The following is an 18,974-nucleotide window of genomic DNA, read 5'->3' as shown; positions in this document are numbered from 1 at the left end:
TGGAGGTACTCAGGCGGCCTGATTATCAAATCACGGAGAAAGAATTGCTGGCGGCCTGGGTATTATTCGCCAATCAGTTGCTCAAATATGGCTATGCTATGGCTGATTTATGAGGGGATCCTTCAGCGTCCAGCACTGAACCTATCATTGCAATGGGCGCCAACTGATACTTCCGAATATCTTTTTGAAGCATTCTATAACGGTTATCGTAATGATAACTTTAACTCTATGCTCTTTAGCAACGTAGATTCTTCTGCGAACTGGAGCCAAGTGATTCAAGATGGTATTGAAGTGTATGATGGTACTAATGTGGTTAAATCGCGTACTGCTTACAATGTCGCTGGTTTTAGCAGTTCAGATCATAGCCATAACAAAACAGATAGTTATGTATTTGCCTTAGGTGGAAAGTGGGATTTTGATGACTTAACACTCAAGTCCGAAGTCGTTTATCAAACCAGTACCTATGAATCACAATTTCTTGCAATGCGAGGTATCAGTTCTAATAGTGGGCAATTTTATGGCGTTGATGTGGACTATAACGCTCAAAATGGTGGTATTCCAAGCTGGGTTTATTTAGATAATCCAGACACGACTATTGATGAGTCTGATTTAACTCAACTGGCGCTATGGCAAACCTCTAACGTATACGATAGCGGAAATAAGGATGAGGGTGATTCAGTTACTTGGACACTCGATGGTGACTATTTCCTCGACTACGGCATATTTACTAAGATGAAATTTGGTGTACGTGCAGAGCAACGTGGGGCCAAACACGGGCTTTACGATGCGGGTACGCTAAATACTAACGTTCTATTTTCAGATCTAGATCCAAACATGTTTACCGTTACTTCAGGTTTCTTTGATGGCCGCGCTAATGTGCCGACAAGTTGGGCAATTGCCGATGGTAATTATTTATATGCTAATCGCTCAGCCATTGAAGCTATGTATAACGCCGATGAGCAAGCCCTTGCCATGTATACAAACTATGATATCACCGAGAAATCATATGCTGCGTACATTCAAAGTGATTTTGAAACCGAGTTATGGGGTAAGCAAGTTGATGGCCAAATTGGCTTGCGTTACGAGAAAGCCGATGCTGATATGGATTTCTGGGAACGCAAAAAATATGCTGATGAGGATGTTGTCAATGACGAGCGTTATTATTTAGAACACAGCACGGGGTCAAATGGTAGCGCTGAATTACTACCAAGCTTAATGGTACGCTTCTGGTTAACTGACGACCTAGTTGCGCGTTTTGCCTACACTGAAACGATTCGTCGCCCCGCTTTTGGTGATTTGTCATCCGCTATATCTTATACGGAAGACTTAACGAATCTAAAGTATGGCCAAGCTTCAAGCGGTAACCCGAACTTAAAACCAACAACATCACAAAACTATGACTTCTCATTGGAATATTACTTTGGTGAAGGCTCTTCCATTTTCGGTACTTATTTCCGTCGTGATATTGAAGGTTTTGTATTTAACTCAGCTTCTACTATTACCCGAGAAGTTGACGGCGAAACCAAAAAATATATCTTAAGCCGCCCAGAAAACACCTCAAACGGTAAATTAACGGGTTATGAATTGGGTGCAGTGTATTTCCTTGAAAATATGCCTAGTTACCTAGATGGTTTAGGAACTCAAGTGAGTGCAACCTTCTTAGATTCAAGCCAAGACATTCCTGAGTTTGACTCTGAGAGTGGTGAGCAAATTGGTACGACAACTCGTGAACTATTCGGTGTGTCTGATACTTCTATGAGTGCGGTATTGATTTACGATAAAGACGATTACAGTGCGCGTTTATCATACACTTGGCGTGATAAATTCTTAAGTGCATATGATGCTGGTACTTTTGCCATGCCGCGCGGTATCTATCGTAAACCTGAGCAGTCACTTGACTTCCAATTCAGCTACAACATCAGTGATGAGTTTGTATTAACCTTCGATGCGACAAATATTCTTGATGATGTGTATCAAGAATACTATGAGGACTCAGTACTCTATAACCGCACGAACAGTATCTACACCCGCACTTTTGCTCTCGGTGCGCGTTACTCCTTCTAATTGACCACTGTTGTGTAAACCGAAAAAGCTAATCCAGTGGATTAGCTTTTTTTGCTTTCATCTAGATGTACAGCGAAAGCTTTAGCCGTGAAGAACTCGTTGGCCATCAAACTGCTTTTGTCTCTGGGCAAGCTTTGTTAGTTTAAGGATCCCATTCTTCCTCGAATATTGACTATGCATACCGCCTGGTTCGACTTTACGCTGATCCCTATCGATATATTTGCCCTGCTGACTATTACTGCGGCCTTTACTGCATTTTTTACCGCCTGCTTCGGGATTGGTGGTGGCGTAATGTTATTAGGCGTGATGGCGCAAGTCCTTCCGCCTCAAGTAATTATTCCCCTCCATGGAGTGGTGCAATTGGGCTCGAATCTGGGCCGCGCGCTATTAGGTTGGCAGCATGTGCAGTGGTGGCTTATTAGTCGTTTTTTACCCGGCGCGCTCGTTGGCGCCGCCTTGGGGAGCTTAGTGTTAGTTGCATTGCCGCCAAAAGTCATGTATCTCACCATCGCCCTGTTTATTTTGTACTCCTGCTGGGGACCGAAAATCCCCCGTGTGGTGCTGGGAACAGCTGGGACGATAATCGCTGGTGCGGTAACAACCTTTATCTCGTTATTTGTCGGCGCGACAGGTCCCTTAGTGGCGGCCTTTATCAAACAATTAGACGTTGACCGTTTTCGCACTGTCGCGACCTTTGCGATGGCGATGTCGTTGCAACATGGCGTCAAAATTATCGTTTTTGAGGGGCTGGATATTCCTATCCTGCCCTGGTGGCCGCTGCTACTTTGCATGATCTTAAGCGGCGCCTTGGGTACCTGGCTTGGCTTTAAGATGTTAGCGCGGGTGACGGATAAACATTTCGGGGTCGCCTTTAATTGGGTGCTGACACTGCTGGCGATACGCTTATTGTGGCAGGCCTTAGTGGGATAAAACTTGGGATAAGTGAGCCTGAATAAAAAAGAGCAGCAGCTGCATACACAACTACTGCTCTGGTGCCGAGCAAACAAGGCTCAACCAAGATGCCGTTAAGCGACCTCAACTTAAACGACATTACAAGCACGCGTTTAGCCACCGCCGTGGTGATGCTCAGTTATTTAGAGGGATGAATTATTTCACCTCTCTAAAATAGAACTGTTGTGAAATGGTGTTTTTCCACACGTCTTCCACTATGTTATCGCCATTGGCATAGGATCCATTGGCCACTTTCATGGACGAACCGCCCTTGCGAGACACTAGCCTTAATGAGCCATTTGGCATCAACTCGCTACGGAACTCGCTGTCGATTGCATTACAAGCCCCTAGCTCCAGATTACCTTCGTTGGTCACAAGGCATTGTTGCGCCTTGTTGTTTGAACGTTGGATGGATTGCAGACGGTAAAATCCATCGGTTGTCGGCATTGCTTGCCACTGCTGACAGGCATCGCCGGTGTATTCAAACTGAGCCACATTGGCATTAGGTTTAAGCTGACATTGTTCGGCGCTGACCACTCGGCCGCTATGGGCGTTGACTATGGCAAATGTTGAGACTGGCTCAATCCGCCAATCGGTGCATTCACTGACACGGTTTTCCCCCGCAATCACCTCGGCGCCGGCCTTTTTACTGCAGTTTTTCGCCTGCAGATTGCCGATGGAGCGATCGTTTGCGAAACGGAACCAGCCTTCACGGGTCGAATCCACCGACCAACGCTGACAACGGGAGGCGACCCAAGGCGCAGTATTCAGTGCCGCTGAAGACTCATCTTGGCACTGAGCCTGAGTTAAAAAGGTTCCCTGACCCACATTAGCAAAGCGATACAGGCCATCGTTACTCGGATCAATTACCCATTGGCTGTTGTCATCTTCGCACTTACCGACATTGACCTGGCCTTTGGCATTGGTCACTAGGCATTGACCAACCTCACGGCTCACGATGCGGTATTTCACGCCTTCCACTTGGGTGGTTATCGGGCCAAACTCGCCACTTGGGACAGGCAATTGCTTTTTATCCGCCATCGGTTCACCAAATTTAGGCAAGCCTTTGTTATCCCATGTAAAGGGTTGAGCACGTGCCGCTCGGGTACCACTACAGCCGTCGGAGGCCGAGGAGTTGCCATGGTAAATGAGCCAATCTTCTTTCCCATCGGGAGACTTGAAGAAACCATGGTGGCCAGGGCCATAGACGCCATTAGCTTTGCTAAAGAAAGGCTTGTCGTACTTAGTCCATGCGGCGGGATCCATAGGATCGTCACCGGTGAGTTCAACCACGGCTAAGGAATAATCCTCAGTGTTACAAAAGCTTGCTGAGTGAACTAAGAAGGTTCTGCCCTCATGCTGGATGATTTCAGGGCCTTCGTTGACGTTTAAGCCTGATTTTTCCCAGTCGTGGATGGGCGCTGTGATCACCTTATGTTCGCCCTCGACGGTCCAAGGGTTGCTCATCTTGGCTATCAAGTTGACTTGATCTTGGCCGTGCCATTCTGACCAGAGGAAATATAACTGGCCTTTATACTCCAAATAGCTGCCGTCGATATTCCAGTGGTCGGGCATTGGCGTGCCCTTAAACTTGTATGGCCCCATAGGGTCACTGCCTTCACTCTCGAGGATATGGTTACGCTGGCCATCGAAGTTTTCTGCCACGCCCGAGGTGTAAATTACATACCAACGTAATCCCTGCGCAGTTTGCAGAGGGTGAAATTCAAATGCCCAAAAATTACAGCAGTTGGATTTATCGGTGCCGCTCCAAATATTGTGGGCTGGCGCATCGGCAAGCCCTGCAATGGTGGGCGATTTACGCATCACCAGCTCAGAGGTCCACGTGGTGGTGGTTAGGTAATAGTTACCATTGTGGTATTCGAGCCAAGGATCGGCCCCATTTCGAAATAACGGATTCGCAAAGGTCGCTGCGGTAATGCGGTTTTCATCCGCGCCCTTCGCACTCTCTGCAGCATGTAGGTTACCTGCCCCCAAGCAGGTCGCACTAAGTCCCATGGCCAGCGCAAGCGTAGCCATTCGTTTGTTGATTGTATGAGTCATTATTATTTTGTTCCTTCGGGTGCAACTAATACACTCTGGTATTGATTGAGCGCCTTAGGATCGACCTCTGGCCAACCTTGGCGCCAGCTCAGTTCCGCCATCTTGAGTTTTTGTAATCCATTATCAGCCGATTCGTAGGCATGAAAGACTAAGTAATCTTTACCATCGAAGGCATAAACACTGTTATGGCCCAATCCCGGCCAAGCCTTAGTGCCATGCAGTAAAACCGAACCGCCGCCTTGCGCCATGTCTTTGCCCTCTTTATCGAGGTAAGGCCCTGTTACCGTTTTGGCGCGGCCCACGGCTAAGTGGTAAGTGCTGTCGTCCCCACGACAGCAAAGGCCATAGGAGACAAAAAGATAGTAATAGTCATCTTTTTTATAAATAAAAGGCGCTTCGATTTCAGCAGGACCCGGCTCGGTTTCACCCAGCAGTGCGGGGCGTTCTAACTTGGCTAGCGTGTGCCACTCCTCTGGTTTGGCGATGGAGATAAAGTCTGGATCGAGTTTGACCAGTTTTAACCCTTGCCAAAAGGAGCCAAAACTCATCCAAGGCGTACCCTGCTCATCGACAATAATATTGGGATCAATCGCGTTCCATGCATCGCGATTTGGTACAGATTGAATAACGATCCCCTTATCTGTCCACTGATAGTCCTTTGAATTTTTGTCGAGGGTTTTATTGACTGTCACGCCAATGGCCGAGGTGTTTTTACCAAAGGCTGATACTGAGTAATACAGATAGAACAAGCCGTTATGCTCAATGATATCCGGCGCCCATAAATGGCCGTTAAACTCTGGCGCAACGTCCTTTGCCCAGCTAGGCTCGGTTTCGAATACCCGCCCAGCTAATTCCCAATGGATCTTATCCTTTGAGGAATAATAGGTAATACCGGGACCTGTGCTGAAGAGATAATACTGTCCGGCCTCTTTTGCCATCACAGGATCGTGAATACTCACCTGCTTGGCATTCACTTGGCCTAGGGTTCCCAATACGCCTAGCAGCGCACAATTGAGCATCTTAAGGTGACGTTTTAGGGCTGTTTTCGGTGTGACTCTCATAGCTGGCATCAATTCTCCTTATGAACCCCATCCCATATAACAAAATAGTTATTATGCTATTGTATGATGAATTAAGTTATCATACTATCAGGACAAGGAAGTAACAATCAAATGCAAAAAAATTAACAGGAGAAAAATGTGTTAACATTGCGAATGCGGTAAATTGCAAAATAACACAATAACTCACTGTTTATAATAAATATAATAAGGATTTCTGATGAGTTCTCATAAATTGTCAGTCATTGAAAAGATCGGTTACGGCTCCGGGGACATGGCCGTTAACGTGGTGATTTCGTCAATGATGTTAATTATTACCTTCTTTTATACTGATATTTTTGGGTTAAAACCCGCCGATGTCGGGATATTGTTCCTGTTGGTTCGTCTTATCGATGCCATTACCGATCCTTTAATGGGCATTATTAACGATAAAGTAACGACCCGCTGGGGAAGATATCGCCCCTACTTCCTGTTTATGGCGATTCCCTTTGGTATTTCGGTCTTCTTAACCTTCTCAACCCCGGATTGGGATTACAATGCCAAACTTATCTGGGCCTATTCGACCTATATTCTGGTCACTATCATTTTCACCACTGTGACTATTCCATATATTTCGATTATCAGCGTGATCACCGACGATCCAAAAGAGCGGTTATCCGCCAACGGTTATCGTTTGTTCTTCGCTAAGATTGCCGCCTTTTTAGTGACCATTATCGTGCCTATGTTGGCGTCATCTTGGGGCGGTGAGAACATTGCCGCGGGCTATCAAAAAGCCATGGGCGTGATGGCATTGATGGCGACACTACTATTTTTATTCTGCTTTTTCACTACCACAGAGCGCGTGGCCTACAAGGTGGAAACTAAGCCTGTTGGCATGCAACTGCGATTATTGTTCAAAAACGATCAATGGTTAGTGTTAGTCGCGATTTGTGTGATTGGCACCATTGGCTATGTGATCCGCGGCTCGGTAGCAGCCTACTACGCCACCTATTACTTGGGCGGCGATGCGAAAATGCTCTCGGCATTCCTGTCGACCGGTGTGGGCGCTGCGATTCTGGCCATGGTCGCTTCAACTTGGATCACAAAGCGTTACTGCAAACTAAAACTCTTCCGCTATAGCCAAATCGTGGTTGGGATCTTAAGCGCCATCATGTTCTTTGCCGTGCAGCCGGGCGACATAGTGCTGGCCTTTGTACTCTACTTTGCGATTTCATTCGTGGTGGATTTACATGCGCCAGTCTTCTGGTCGGTGATTTCAGAGTCGGTGGATTATGGCACAGTCAAAACGGGCCACAGGGTCTCTGGCCTTGCCTTTGGCGGGATTTCATTCGCCCAAAAAGCGGGTATGGGCGCGGCGGGATTTGTGGTGGGTATGCTGCTGACCTACTTCAACTATCAACCCGGTGAAACCCAAAGCGAGTTTGCGTTGACCGGTATTTCGTTAATGCTGACGGTGATCCCTGGCGCATTCCACGCGCTGATGGGCTTACTGATGTTCAAATACAAGATTTCTGACCGCGTTTATGAAGAAATCAAACAGGCTTTACCCGAGCAGGCCCATTCAAGCCAAACTGACGCCAACCTGACGTCTAAGGCTCTAGCCTCTAGCTCTGAAGCCTCTGAAGCCTCTGAAGCCTCTGAAGCCTCTGAAGCCTCTGAGGCAGTAACGCCTAAGACTGCAGCGCCTCAAGTATCGGCGTAATCTATCTGCGATAACACCCTAAGCCCCTACCCAGGGGCTTTTTTATCACGCAAAAAACTGAGTTAATCCAAACGTAAAACTCCAATCCGTATAATAAAGGGAGCCAAGATGAACACTGCCCGATTGTTTGGCCTTTGCCTGTTATTGCCATTAACTTGCCCATTCGTATCCCAGCCAAGTTTTGCTAGCCTTACTCCCATTCCCCTAAATGATGTGCGCCTCACAGCCGGGCCGTTTCTGCATGCCCAGCAGACCGATTTGGCTTACATCATGTCGATGGATCCCGAGCGACTACTGGCCCCTTACCGTAAGGAAGCGGGAATCGCGACTACCGCCGACAACTACCCCAATTGGGAAAATACGGGCCTCGATGGCCATATCGGTGGGCATTATCTATCGGCATTGGCCCTAATGTATGCCGCCACGGGCGATCAGGCGGTGCTTGAGCGACTCAACTACATGGTGGCCGAGTTGGAAAAGTGCCAACAGGCGCATGGCAATGGTTACGTGGGCGGTGTCCCCCATGGAGACAAATTATGGCAGCAGGTCGCCGCTGGTCATATCGAAGCGGATCTGTTTACGCTCAACCAATCATGGGTGCCTTGGTATAACCTGCATAAGGTATTTGCCGGCCTGCGGGATGCCTATCTTTATACTCAAAATCCTACGGCGAAGAAAATGCTCGTCGGTTTTGCCGATTGGATGCTGGATTTAAGTCGCAATCTAACTGATGAGCAGCTGCAGCTTATGCTGCGCACCGAATACGGTGGCTTAAATGAAACCTTAGCGGATGTGTACAGCATTACAGGTCAAAACAAATACTTAAATCTTGCGAATCGCTATACGGATCAGAGCCTGTTACAACCCCTGTTGCAACATCAAGATAAACTGACAGGCTTACATGCCAATACACAAATTCCTAAAATTGTGGGTGTGGCACGTATTGCCGAGCTCAGTCATAACAAGGCGTGGTTAGAAAGCGCCGATTACTTTTGGCAGCAAGTGGTTCACCAGCGCACCGTTTCCATCGGTGGCAATAGTGTGCGCGAGCATTTTCATCCCAGCGAAGACTTCAGCAGTATGCTCGATTCGGTAGAAGGCCCTGAGACCTGCAATACCTACAACATGCTGAAACTGTCTAAATTACTCTATGAAAACAAACGTGATTTACGTTATATCGATTACTACGAGCGCGCACTCTACAACCATATCCTCTCGTCCCAGCATCCGCAAACTGGCGGCCTAGTGTATTTTACGCCAATGCGCCCAGACCATTACCGCGTCTATTCCTCGGCGCAGGAAAGTATGTGGTGTTGTGTCGGCTCAGGTATCGAAAACCATGCTAAATACGGCGAGCTCATTTATGCCGAGGAGGACAACAATCTGTTTGTGAACCTGTTTGTCGATTCCGAGGTCAACTGGAAAGCCAAGGGCATCAGCCTTAGCCAAAAAACTCAGTTTCCCGATGACAATACTTCGCAGATGATTATCCATCAGGAAGCGGACTTTACCCTCAATCTGCGCTATCCCACATGGGCTAAGGGGGACGTGACCGTGAGCATTAATGGCGAGCCGCAAAGGTTTACACCGACTCAAGGGCAATATATTCCCTTAACACGGCAGTGGCGCAAGGGCGATAGCGTGACTATCACCTTACCCATGGACATTAGTCTTGAGCAGCTACCCGATAAAACCGCCAATTACTCAGTGCTTTATGGACCAATTGTGTTAGCGGCAAAAACGGTGCCTATCGCTAACGAAGCCTTAAACTTTATCGGCGATGCCAGCCGCATGGGGCATATTGCCAGTGGCCCTATGTGCGAACCCAGTCAGGCGCCGATTTTTATCAGTGATGGTACCCGCTTTTTAACCGATATCCGCCGTGAGCCCATGAGTCAGCTGCAATTTACCACGGGGAAAGCCCGTACAAATCAAGGGAGCCCCATCACGCTGATCCCCTTCTTTCGCCTGCATGACAGCCGCTATACCTTGTATTTTGGCCAGAGCGCTCCCGATGAATGGCAACAGAAACAGCAAGAGTTAGCTCAAAAAGCCCAGATGGAAGCCAAGTTGATGGCGCAAACCTTAGATAGTGTGCAGCCCGGAGAGCAGCAACCTGAGTCGGATCATTTCTTTAAGGCATCAAAGAGTGAAGCGGGCCTTAATGGTAATCGCCATTGGCGCCATGCCGAGGATTGGTTTAGCTATCAACTCGATGCCAAAGGTGAACCGCAACCCATATTGCGCTTAACCTACTTTGGCTTGGATGCTGGGCGACGTTTCGACATTTTGATCAACGATAAACGCCTTGCCGAAGTCACTCTGCCTGCCGATAAGGGGCCGATATTTTACAACGTCGACTACCCTATTCCCGCCGACATGCTTTCGGATAGCACAGTGCCCTTCAGGGTAAAATTTGTGGCAAAACCGGGCTCGATTGCTGGCGGTTTATATGAGGTGCGCCTACTAAAAAGTGAGTCGACCTCGACTCTGTAAGCGAGCATCCCGAGCGCATGTAGGCACTCGAGCTTAAAACACTGATTCAGATAAGGGAAAGTGAAACGCTTTCCCTTGTTTTTATCCCCTAACCCAGAGTTTCTGCGCTTGGCACTACCTAATGTTTGCTGGTGGCCCTATGCGACTCGCCGTAAATAACAACCACTAGCCGTCAATATTTCAGTCAGCATTTCAGTCAATATTGAGTGGGACCTCGTCGGTAATAGACGAAATAAGCCAATTGAGTTGAAAATTTTTGTTGGCAATATTCAGCGCCATTGCTGATAAAAACTAGCGATAATCTCTTTATCATTACAATTTTGAACAAAATAATCGATATCAGCATCGCTTTGATCGCCAAAACAAACGGAGAACAATATTGCCTGCGGGTTTAGCGGGCGCATAGCTTTAACCTCATTGAGCGCCCTGACTAATATGGCGTACAAGGCTTTGAGGTAAGCATCGTATGCCTCTTCGGACTCAAGCGCTTCAGCGTCCTCTTGTAGCAATTGCAGTTTGTCGTTAATCGCCTCAAAAATATTTTCATTTTCATCGTGATGTGGAGAGTCGCAGGCCGACCAACGCAGCGTTTGCTTAAGCTCTGCGAGGGATTTATGTCGAAAACTATTGTCGTTTTGATATTGCTCTGCGACGGCCGTCAGGCCTTCCTCGGTGAAAAGGGTGACGCCTAAATATTCCACTAAGGGCGTGCTATACAAGCAAAAACCATAGAGGGTCTGCGCCGGATATTCTGACAGCCACCAATCGTAATATTTCGCAAGTGCCTGAGTGAGTTCTTGAGCAAACTCATCCATCCTTGCTTCAATATCTGCACTAAGCTTGCCTTTGTTTATCGCCATTTCCCTACTCCTCGAACTTGGCAAAATCATCACTGATATTCACTTTCACACGCAGGCAGCACTTCTGCCCACCAAGTGAATGCTCGGGCGGCAATATAACATCAATAGGTTCAAAGGTTGAATCGATTAAGTAATTGAAATAGCGAGCGGAATAGCATGTTGTGTGTGCGAGCCTAACAATCGCGTTTTACCTAAGCAATAGCGCTTAAGTCAGGCATAAAAAAAGCGGGGCTGCTGAAGCGTGCCCCGCGGTTATCACATCATTTATGTCGGCAAATGAATTAATAGAGATTGAACAAGGGGCGTCCGCTCTCATCAAATGACACCGCTAACGTTCGCGCATGGCGATTGGGATCATAGAGTGGATCTTTAATGATTTGCGCTAATGGACGGGTATCTGTCTTTGGCACCACGCTAGGATCGCCCACCGCATGTTCATAATCACGGGCATGGTAAACACAGATGGGCGTTACACCATCTTCTGCCACGGTAAAACTGTTATGACCAGGGCCGAAGATTTGCTTGTCGACATCAGTGCACAGCACTGGCTGGCGGGTTTTCTTCCATGAGTTACGATCGAGCAAATCAGCATGCTCATCGGCCTCCATATAACCCATGCAATAACAAGCACCTGTGGCGCTGGCCGAGAAAGTAATAAAAATTTTCCCCTGGTGTTTAAGCACTGCGGGCCCTTCGTTAACCCAAAAATCGACGCGCTCCCAATCGTAATCTGGGGTTGTGAGCATAAATTGCGCCGTCTTTAACTTGATGGGCGATGCCATTTCCGCAAGATACAGGTTGGATGCCGCAAATTGTCCACCGGTTTTCTCTGCCCAGCAGAAGTAGCGCTTACCGTTGTTTTCGAAAATGGTCGCATCTAAGGAAAAGTCGATAAATGATTTATTATCACCCTCGGCCGCCTGCATCATGCCAAGTTCAATCCATTCATCATTTAATGGATCTTGTCCTAGACACTCAAGCACATAGGGGCGTAATGCCCAAATATTTTCCTCTTCGCTGGCCGCAAAGTAGATGTACCATTTGCCGTCGAGATAATGGATCTCGGGCGCCCACACGTGGCGGCTCATTGGGCCGCTTTGGTGTTTAAACCAGATATCGAAGGTTTGGGCGTCTTTCAAGCCGTCTAAGGTCTTGGATTTACGCAGTTCAATCCGATCGTAGGTCGGAACAGAGCCCGTAAAGTAGTAATAACCGTCGCTATGTAGGTACACAAAGGGATCGGCGCGCTGCTCGACTAGGGGGCTGTTTGTTGCTCTTATCATGGAAAACCTGTCTATTTCGATTACTTAAGTGTGCTGTTCGTGTCTATTAAACGCATTTCGCTTATTCGCGGGATTGCGTGTCTTGCTGATTAAAGGTTTGGCTATCGCTGTGCTGATTATCAAATACTGGGAAACCGTCCGCCGACCAGCGAATAGCGCGGTAGTAAGTGTGTCTATTACCGTCGGTCAATGGTGTCCCCTGCAGCTCAAGGTAATTACGAGCATGGTAAAACATCAGCTCGGTTTTACCATCCTCTGCCAGCACAAAACTATTATGGCCAGGACCAAAACGATTCAAGCTCGGCTCAGTGGTAAAGACTGGACTTGGCGATTTATGCCAACTCTTGGGATCGAGTAAATCGGCATTTTCATCGGCCCATAACAGCCCCATGGCATAACGGTCATCCGTGGCACTGGCGGAATAGGTCACGAAGACTTTACCGTTTTTAACCAACACAGCAGCGCCCTCGTTGACTTTAAAGCCTAAACGTTCCCAATCCAATAAGGGCTCGCTGATAATGGTTTCGTTATCAGAGAGTTGAGTTGGCGATAGCATTTTTGCAATCACTAAGCCGGTGTTGTAACGCTTGGCTTTGTCCTGCTGCGCCCAAATAAAATAACGCTCGCCCTTGAGGCTAAAGCTGGTCGCATCGAGGGAGAAAGCATCCTGCGCCGATTGTAACTTGCCAAGCTCTTGCCATTGGCCCGTCATCGGTGAGTCGCCCTCGAGTCCTAAGACAAACATGCGGTTATGAAAACGCACATCCTTATTGCTGGCCGCAAAATAGATATACCAGCGACCATCGATTTTGTGCAGCTCAGGCGCCCAAATATCGATACTCATGGGGCCGGTTTCATGCTTGTGCCACAGGGTTTTAGGTGTAGCTTGGCGTAAACCGTCGATGGTTTTGGCGTGGCGAAGTTCGATGCGGTCAAACTCAGGCACCGAGGCAATAAAGTAGTAACTGCCGTCATCATCGCGGATCACCCAAGGATCCGCCCTTCTCTGGATAAAGGGCGCATTCGCATCGAGGGTTTGCGCCGTGGCGCTGTGGGATTGTGCGCGGCTAATCTCAAGCACAGGCACAGCTTGCGCTAATGGCAGCGCCAATGCGGCGATTAAGCCACAGGTCAAAGGCAAGCGCCGAAAGACCGACAGGTTAGGTTGACGATTATCCATGTTGTGTTTTGCGTCCATTCAAGAGTTTCTGTAACAGGATGAAGAAGAACAGTAGCAGGCCAATGACAATCTTGGTCCACCAACTGCTTAAACTGCCATCTAAGGTAATATAGGTTTGAATCACCCCCATCAAAATCACCCCGAGCACAGTGCCGAGCACAAAGCCACTGCCGCCAGTTAACAGGGTGCCGCCAATGACCACGGCCGCAATGGCATCCAGTTCGACGCCAATGGCGCCAAGCGCATAGCCAGAAAAGGTGTAAAAGGTAAAGACAATGCCCGCCAGCGTCGCCAGAAAGCTACTGATGGCGTAAATACTGATGGTGGTTTTAGCGATGGAAATCCCCATCAGCTCGGCGGAATGTTGATTGCCACCAATGGCATACACATTCGTACCAAAACGGGTGTAATGCATAACCACGGCGATAATCACAAAGAACAGGATAAAGATCAGCGAGCTTAAATCGAGCGCGCCATTGCCTGGTAGTGCAATGCTCATCTCGGCAACTGCATCGTAAAATGGATGGTCAATGGCAATCGACTCTTCGCTGAGCGTCGTCGCTAAGCCCCGCGCTAAGAACATGCCCGCAAGCGTCACAATAAATGGCTGCAACTTATACACATGGATAATGGTGCCCATGAGTGCGCCAAACAGAGTGCCTAGGGGCAGAATAACCGCAAAGGCTAACAATGGATGCCACTGGTACTCGGTGATCAACAAACTGGTGACGACCCCACTTAAGGCGATGACGGCGCCAACCGAAAGATCGATCCCGCCAGAGATAATCACTAAGGTCATGCCTAATGCGGTGATCAATAGGAATGCATTGTCACGCAACAGGTTGGTGACCACCCGGCCACTGGCAAAACCGTCAAACTGAAAGGTGCCGACCAAAAACATGGTCAGCAGCAATGAGGCGGTGATCCACAGCGGGATAAAACGTCTTGCTATCATAGTTTTTCTCCTGTTGCAGTACTGGCTTTTGCACTTGTGCCCTTTTCTGCTGGTTTGGCATCCGCTTCGCGCTTGGATGTGAATAGCGCCGACAATTGGCGCCTAAATTTAGCCGATTGCAACAGCAGCACGGTCAGGATAACGATGGCCTTGATCAACAGGTTAAACTTAGCAGGTAAACCACTGACGATAATGGTCGTCGCTAAGGTTTGAATGATCAGCGCGCCGACGACCGACAAAATTAACGAGAAACGCCCGCCCGTGAGCGCAGCGCCGCCAATCACGACGGCGAGCACGGCATCGAGCTCAAGCCAAAGCCCGGCGTTATTCGCATCTGAGCCTTGGATATCGGCGGTGCTGATCATGCCGGCCAACGCCGCGCACAGACCCGCAATGCCATAGGCGAACAGTTTGATGGATTTATCGTTGATCCCAAGGTAACGACTCGCCTTGGCATTACAGCCAACCGCTTCTATAAAAAGCCCTAAAGCGGTTTTACGCAGCAGTAATTGGCTGAAGGTTAGCATCCCAATCACAATCCACACTGGCATCGGCAGGCCTAAAAACTGGCCCACGCCAATGGCGGCAAAGCCTGGGTGCTGGAAAGTGATAATTTGCCCTTGGTTGATAAGCTGAGCAACACCGCGCCCTGCCACCATGAGCAGCAAGGTCGCGACAATTGGTTGAATACCTAAGAAGCTCACCAGACCGCCATTAATACAGCCAGCTAAGAGCCCAACGATCAGGCCTGCTGCAATAACGGTGACTAAGCTGATATCCGGCACTAACAGTAGATTGGCGCAAACCGCGCCTGCAATCGCCATTACGGCACCAACCGACAGGTCGATTCCGCCAGTAGCAATCACGAGACTCATGCCAATGGAGAGCAGCGCCACTGGTGCACTGCGATTTAAGATATCAATCAAGGAGCCATAGAGTCTGTCGTCTTGATAGCTGATATTGAAGAAACTGCTGTCAATGAACAGATTGGCCAGTAACAGAATAGTTAAGGCCAATAGTGGCCAGAGGTATCGACCAATGGAGGTCGACTTCCCCGCTTGGTAACGGGCGTTTTTTTCTTGAACCATGGTCTTGTGACTTTCCTGCATCCGCGGTTGCCGCTCAGATGAATGCGCCTCAGATGCGTTCATCTGGGGTGAGATCAAATCGGCGGACATGCGTGTGGATGATAGGGTTTCGGCTGAGCTTTTCATTTATCCCTCCGCAATCGCTTGCATTACGTGTTGCGAGGTTAATTCCGCTCCTGAAAGTTCACGTACTGCGTATCTGTCGCGTAATACCACGACTTTATTTGAAAAGGCCACGAGCTCATCGAGCTCAGACGATGCAACCAGCAACGACATGCCTTCATCACACAAGGTTCTGATAAGCTTTACGATTTCGGCGTGGGCGCCAATATCGATGCCGCGGGTCGGCTCATCTAGCACGAGCAAGATGGGCTCGATGGCTAACCAACGCGCGAGGATCACCTTCTGTTGATTACCACCACTCAACTGTTCTATGGGTTTATCTGCGTCCGGTGTTGCAATCTGTAATTTATCGATAAAGAACTGGGCAATTTCCTGCTGCCGAGTATTGGATAAATACCGCCACCAACCGATACGTGCCTGCAGCGCGAGTATGATGTTTTCACGAATCGATAAAGGGCCGATGATGCCGTCAATCTTGCGATCTTCCGGGCACAGGGCGATCCCAGCGCTGATCGCATCCACGGGTTGCGACAGCTTGAGTTTCTGCCCCGCCAAATGAATACTGCCGCTATCGACTAAATCCAGCCCAAATACCGCGTTGCAGACTTCGCTGCGCCCCGATCCTAAAAGACCCGCAAGCCCGACCGCCTGCCCCTTAGGTACGGTAAGATTCATCGATTGAATCGAGCCTTTCACCGACACAGCTTCAAGGGATAACAACACGGCCTCGGCGGAGCGGTTGTTATCGATGGCGGTGCGTTCCTTTTCCTGCTTATCGACCAATTTCTCCTGCAGTGAACGCCCGAGCATAGCTTCAATCAGCTTAGGCTGTGGCAGCTCGGCCGTCAGATATTCGCCGATAAATTGCCCATTACGCAGCACGGTAATGCGATCGCTTATCTGGTAAACCTGATCGAGGAAGTGAGTGATAAAAACGATAGCCACACCCTTGGCTTTGAGCTGGTTTAAGATCCCAAACAGCACTTGTACTTCTTTGGCATCTAAGCTCGCGGTAGGCTCATCGAGCACTAATACCTTGGCCGACATGGCTACGCCACGGGCGATGGCGATCAGTTGCTGCACCGCGATGGAATAATCCGACAGCGGCGCGCTAACATCGATATCCAGCTTGAACTGGGTTAACACGGCCCGCGCGTCGGCATACATTTTTTTAAAATGGATCAGCCCAAGGCGGCGCGGTTCGTAACCGAGGAACAGGTTTTGTGCCACGGTCAGGTTAGGCACTAAGTTCACCTCCTGATAAACCGTGCTGATCCCCGCCTTTTGCGCGTCCATTGGTGTGTTGAAGTGTTGCGGCTCGCCGAGGAAAAGGATGTCGCCCATGTCTTTCGACTGGGCGCCTGTCATCACTTTCACTAGGGTTGATTTACCCGCACCGTTTTCGCCCAATAGGGCGTGAACTTCCCCTGCAAATAACCGTAAGCTCACATCCTCAAGGGCTTTAACGCCCGGATAATGCTTACTGATCTGCTTGAGTTCTAAAATAAGGCTCATAGCGCTATTCCCCAAGAAAGCGTCAATGGGATTATTGCTGGCGGCGCTTTTCGTACTCTGCGGCAGCGGTTTCTTGGGTAAATACATCACCCGTAGTGCTAATAAGCTTGGCTTGATCCTTATTGCCCTTCAGGTACGCATCGATAGCATCAAATGCTGGGCCGCCTAAGTATGGGCTAAGCTCAACCGTGGCATTAACATCGCCATCGGCCATGGCCTTAAAGTAATCGGGAACACCATCCACTGAGACAATCAGAATATCTTTGCCCGGTTTTAAACCCGCTTCTTTAATGGCTTGCACGGCGCCAAGGGCCATTTCATCGTTATGCGACCACACGGCGCACAGTGGCTGACCGTTTTGCGCCTTGAGGAAACCTTCCATCACTTCTTTACCCTTAGCGCGGGTAAATTCGCCGGTTTGGCTACGAACGATCTTGGCATTGGGATAATTGGCAATCACTTGGTTAAAACCGGCGGCGCGATCAATCGCTGCGGTTGCACCTACTGTGCCCTGCAACTCGGCGATATCACAGTTGCCTTGGGTTTTATCCATTAGCCATTGGCCAATCTTGCGGCCTTCTTCGGTAAAGTCGGAGGCGATACGGGTAAGGAATAAGGAGTCATCATCGACCTTGATATTACGGTCGACAATCACCACAGGAATATGGGCACGTTTGGCTTCTTTGAGTACGGGTTTCCAGCCTGTTTCTACCACGGGAGCGATAATAATGGCATCCACGCCTTGGGCGATAAAGCTACGCACGGCTTTGATTTGGTTCTCTTGTTTTTGCTGAGCGTCGGCAAATTTTAAATCTATACCCCGCTGTTTGGCCTCAGCTTTAACAGCTTCACTGAAGCTCGTTCGCCAACCACTCTCGGAGCCAACCTGTGAAAAGCCCACCGTAGTGGCGTAGGCACAAGTTGCACTGACAGCCCATAATCCCAATGCAGTAATGATTTTATTATGTTTCATTATTATTCCCTTTATAATTTTAGGTAACAGAGATCCCCGAGCCTGCTGAAACAGCAGGCTAACCCGTACAAATAAATATTATTTCGTCTTTATTGAATTAAATATTCTTAAACTTATGTACCGTAATTTGTTGATATTGCGTGTTTGCTTCAAGCATCACACTCGGAAAATGGTCAATATTGACCGCATTCGGATAACCGTGGGTTTCTAAACAGAGCCCATGGAATTGATTAATGGAATAACCTTCGTCATCTATATGGCTGCCATCGAGAAAGTTGCCACTGTAAAATTGCACGCCAACTTCTGTGGTACTAATTTCGAGTTCTCGGCCGGAAAGCGGATCTTTTAATACCGCAATAGTCTGCAAACTGTTTTTATTGTCAGGATTTCTATCCATCACAAAATAATGATCATAACCATTAGCTAATTGCTTAATATCCGTGGCAATTGCCTTTGGTTGTTTGAAATCGTAGGCGCTGTCGTCGACTAAGATTAATTCGCCGGTTGGGATTTGTTCATTATCGAGTGCCAGAAATTGGCTAAATAGCTGTTCCAAATAGTAGATCAAAGGAAGGGAACTCAGTCCTGTTTGAGCGATCTGATCTATCGCCAAACAAACCCACCACTCGCCGAGGACTGAGAATGGCCATCTTACCACCACTTTG

Annotated in this window: 13 protein-coding genes and 1 pseudogene; 4 read left to right on the top strand and 10 right to left on the bottom strand. The window is 48.5% G+C overall.

Going from position 1 to position 18,974, the window contains the following annotated elements:
- Positions 1-87: 87 nt before the first annotated feature.
- Entirely contained in the window at positions 88-2,064 is a 1,977-nt protein-coding gene (locus tag AEA42_RS14490; protein ID WP_231640398.1) for a TonB-dependent receptor, read from the top strand.
- Between the two features lie 174 nt (positions 2,065-2,238).
- Complete coding sequence (locus AEA42_RS14485; RefSeq protein ID WP_055648103.1) at positions 2,239-2,994, top strand: sulfite exporter TauE/SafE family protein; 756 nt, start codon at positions 2,239-2,241, stop codon at positions 2,992-2,994.
- Between the two features lie 177 nt (positions 2,995-3,171).
- Here AEA42_RS14485 and AEA42_RS14480 read toward each other — a convergent pair whose 3' ends face one another.
- Together AEA42_RS14480 and AEA42_RS14475 are read right to left on the bottom strand one after the other, a co-directional pair.
- Entirely contained in the window at positions 3,172-5,076 is a 1,905-nt protein-coding gene (locus AEA42_RS14480; RefSeq protein ID WP_055648102.1) for a family 43 glycosylhydrolase, read from the bottom strand.
- A 2-nt stretch (positions 5,077-5,078) separates the two neighbouring features.
- Positions 5,079-6,146, bottom strand: coding sequence for an arabinan endo-1,5-alpha-L-arabinosidase (locus AEA42_RS14475; protein WP_055648101.1), 1,068 nt, complete (start codon positions 6,144-6,146; stop codon positions 5,079-5,081).
- A 208-nt stretch (positions 6,147-6,354) separates the two neighbouring features.
- On the opposite strand from AEA42_RS14475, the gene AEA42_RS14470 reads away from it, so the two are divergent.
- Complete coding sequence (locus AEA42_RS14470; protein ID WP_055648100.1) at positions 6,355-7,836, top strand: MFS transporter; 1,482 nt, start codon at positions 6,355-6,357, stop codon at positions 7,834-7,836.
- A gap of 108 nt (positions 7,837-7,944) precedes the next feature.
- Positions 7,945-10,332, top strand: a complete 2,388-nt coding sequence (locus AEA42_RS14465) for a glycoside hydrolase family 127 protein (RefSeq protein ID WP_055648099.1) — start codon at positions 7,945-7,947, stop codon at positions 10,330-10,332.
- Between the two features lie 269 nt (positions 10,333-10,601).
- On the opposite strand, the gene AEA42_RS14460 is transcribed toward AEA42_RS14465, so the two are convergent.
- The 8 genes and pseudogenes from AEA42_RS14460 to AEA42_RS14425 form a co-directional block, all read right to left on the bottom strand.
- Complete coding sequence (locus AEA42_RS14460) at positions 10,602-11,192, bottom strand: DUF4303 domain-containing protein (RefSeq protein ID WP_055648098.1); 591 nt, start codon at positions 11,190-11,192, stop codon at positions 10,602-10,604.
- A gap of 281 nt (positions 11,193-11,473) precedes the next feature.
- On the bottom strand, positions 11,474-12,475 hold the full coding sequence (locus AEA42_RS14455; protein WP_011622757.1) for a family 43 glycosylhydrolase: 1,002 nt from the start codon (positions 12,473-12,475) through the stop codon (positions 11,474-11,476).
- A gap of 61 nt (positions 12,476-12,536) precedes the next feature.
- Positions 12,537-13,673, bottom strand: coding sequence for a family 43 glycosylhydrolase (locus AEA42_RS14450; RefSeq protein WP_055648097.1), 1,137 nt, complete (start codon positions 13,671-13,673; stop codon positions 12,537-12,539).
- Positions 13,648-14,610 (bottom strand): galactofuranose ABC transporter, permease protein YjfF, encoded by a 963-nt coding sequence (yjfF, locus tag AEA42_RS14445; protein ID WP_055648096.1) that lies wholly within the window; start codon positions 14,608-14,610, stop codon positions 13,648-13,650. The genes AEA42_RS14450 and yjfF overlap by 26 nt, the downstream gene beginning before the upstream one ends.
- Positions 14,607-15,824, bottom strand: coding sequence for an ABC transporter permease (locus AEA42_RS14440; protein WP_055648095.1), 1,218 nt, complete (start codon positions 15,822-15,824; stop codon positions 14,607-14,609). The genes yjfF and AEA42_RS14440 overlap by 4 nt, the downstream gene beginning before the upstream one ends.
- Positions 15,825-17,336, bottom strand: coding sequence for a sugar ABC transporter ATP-binding protein (locus tag AEA42_RS14435; RefSeq protein WP_055648094.1), 1,512 nt, complete (start codon positions 17,334-17,336; stop codon positions 15,825-15,827). It lies immediately after the preceding gene.
- Positions 17,337-17,367: 31 nt separating this feature from the next.
- On the bottom strand, positions 17,368-18,309 hold the full coding sequence (locus tag AEA42_RS14430; protein ID WP_011622752.1) for an ABC transporter substrate-binding protein: 942 nt from the start codon (positions 18,307-18,309) through the stop codon (positions 17,368-17,370).
- Between the two features lie 97 nt (positions 18,310-18,406).
- Positions 18,407-18,974: pseudogene (locus tag AEA42_RS14425) on the bottom strand (hypothetical protein); the annotation flags it as partial.

This window comes from Shewanella sp. Sh95 (assembly GCF_001308045.1).
Classification (GTDB): Bacteria; Pseudomonadota; Gammaproteobacteria; order Enterobacterales; family Shewanellaceae; genus Shewanella; species Shewanella xiamenensis.
Note: the sequence above shows the minus strand (reverse complement) of the source record. Positions and strands in the feature narration are given on the sequence as shown.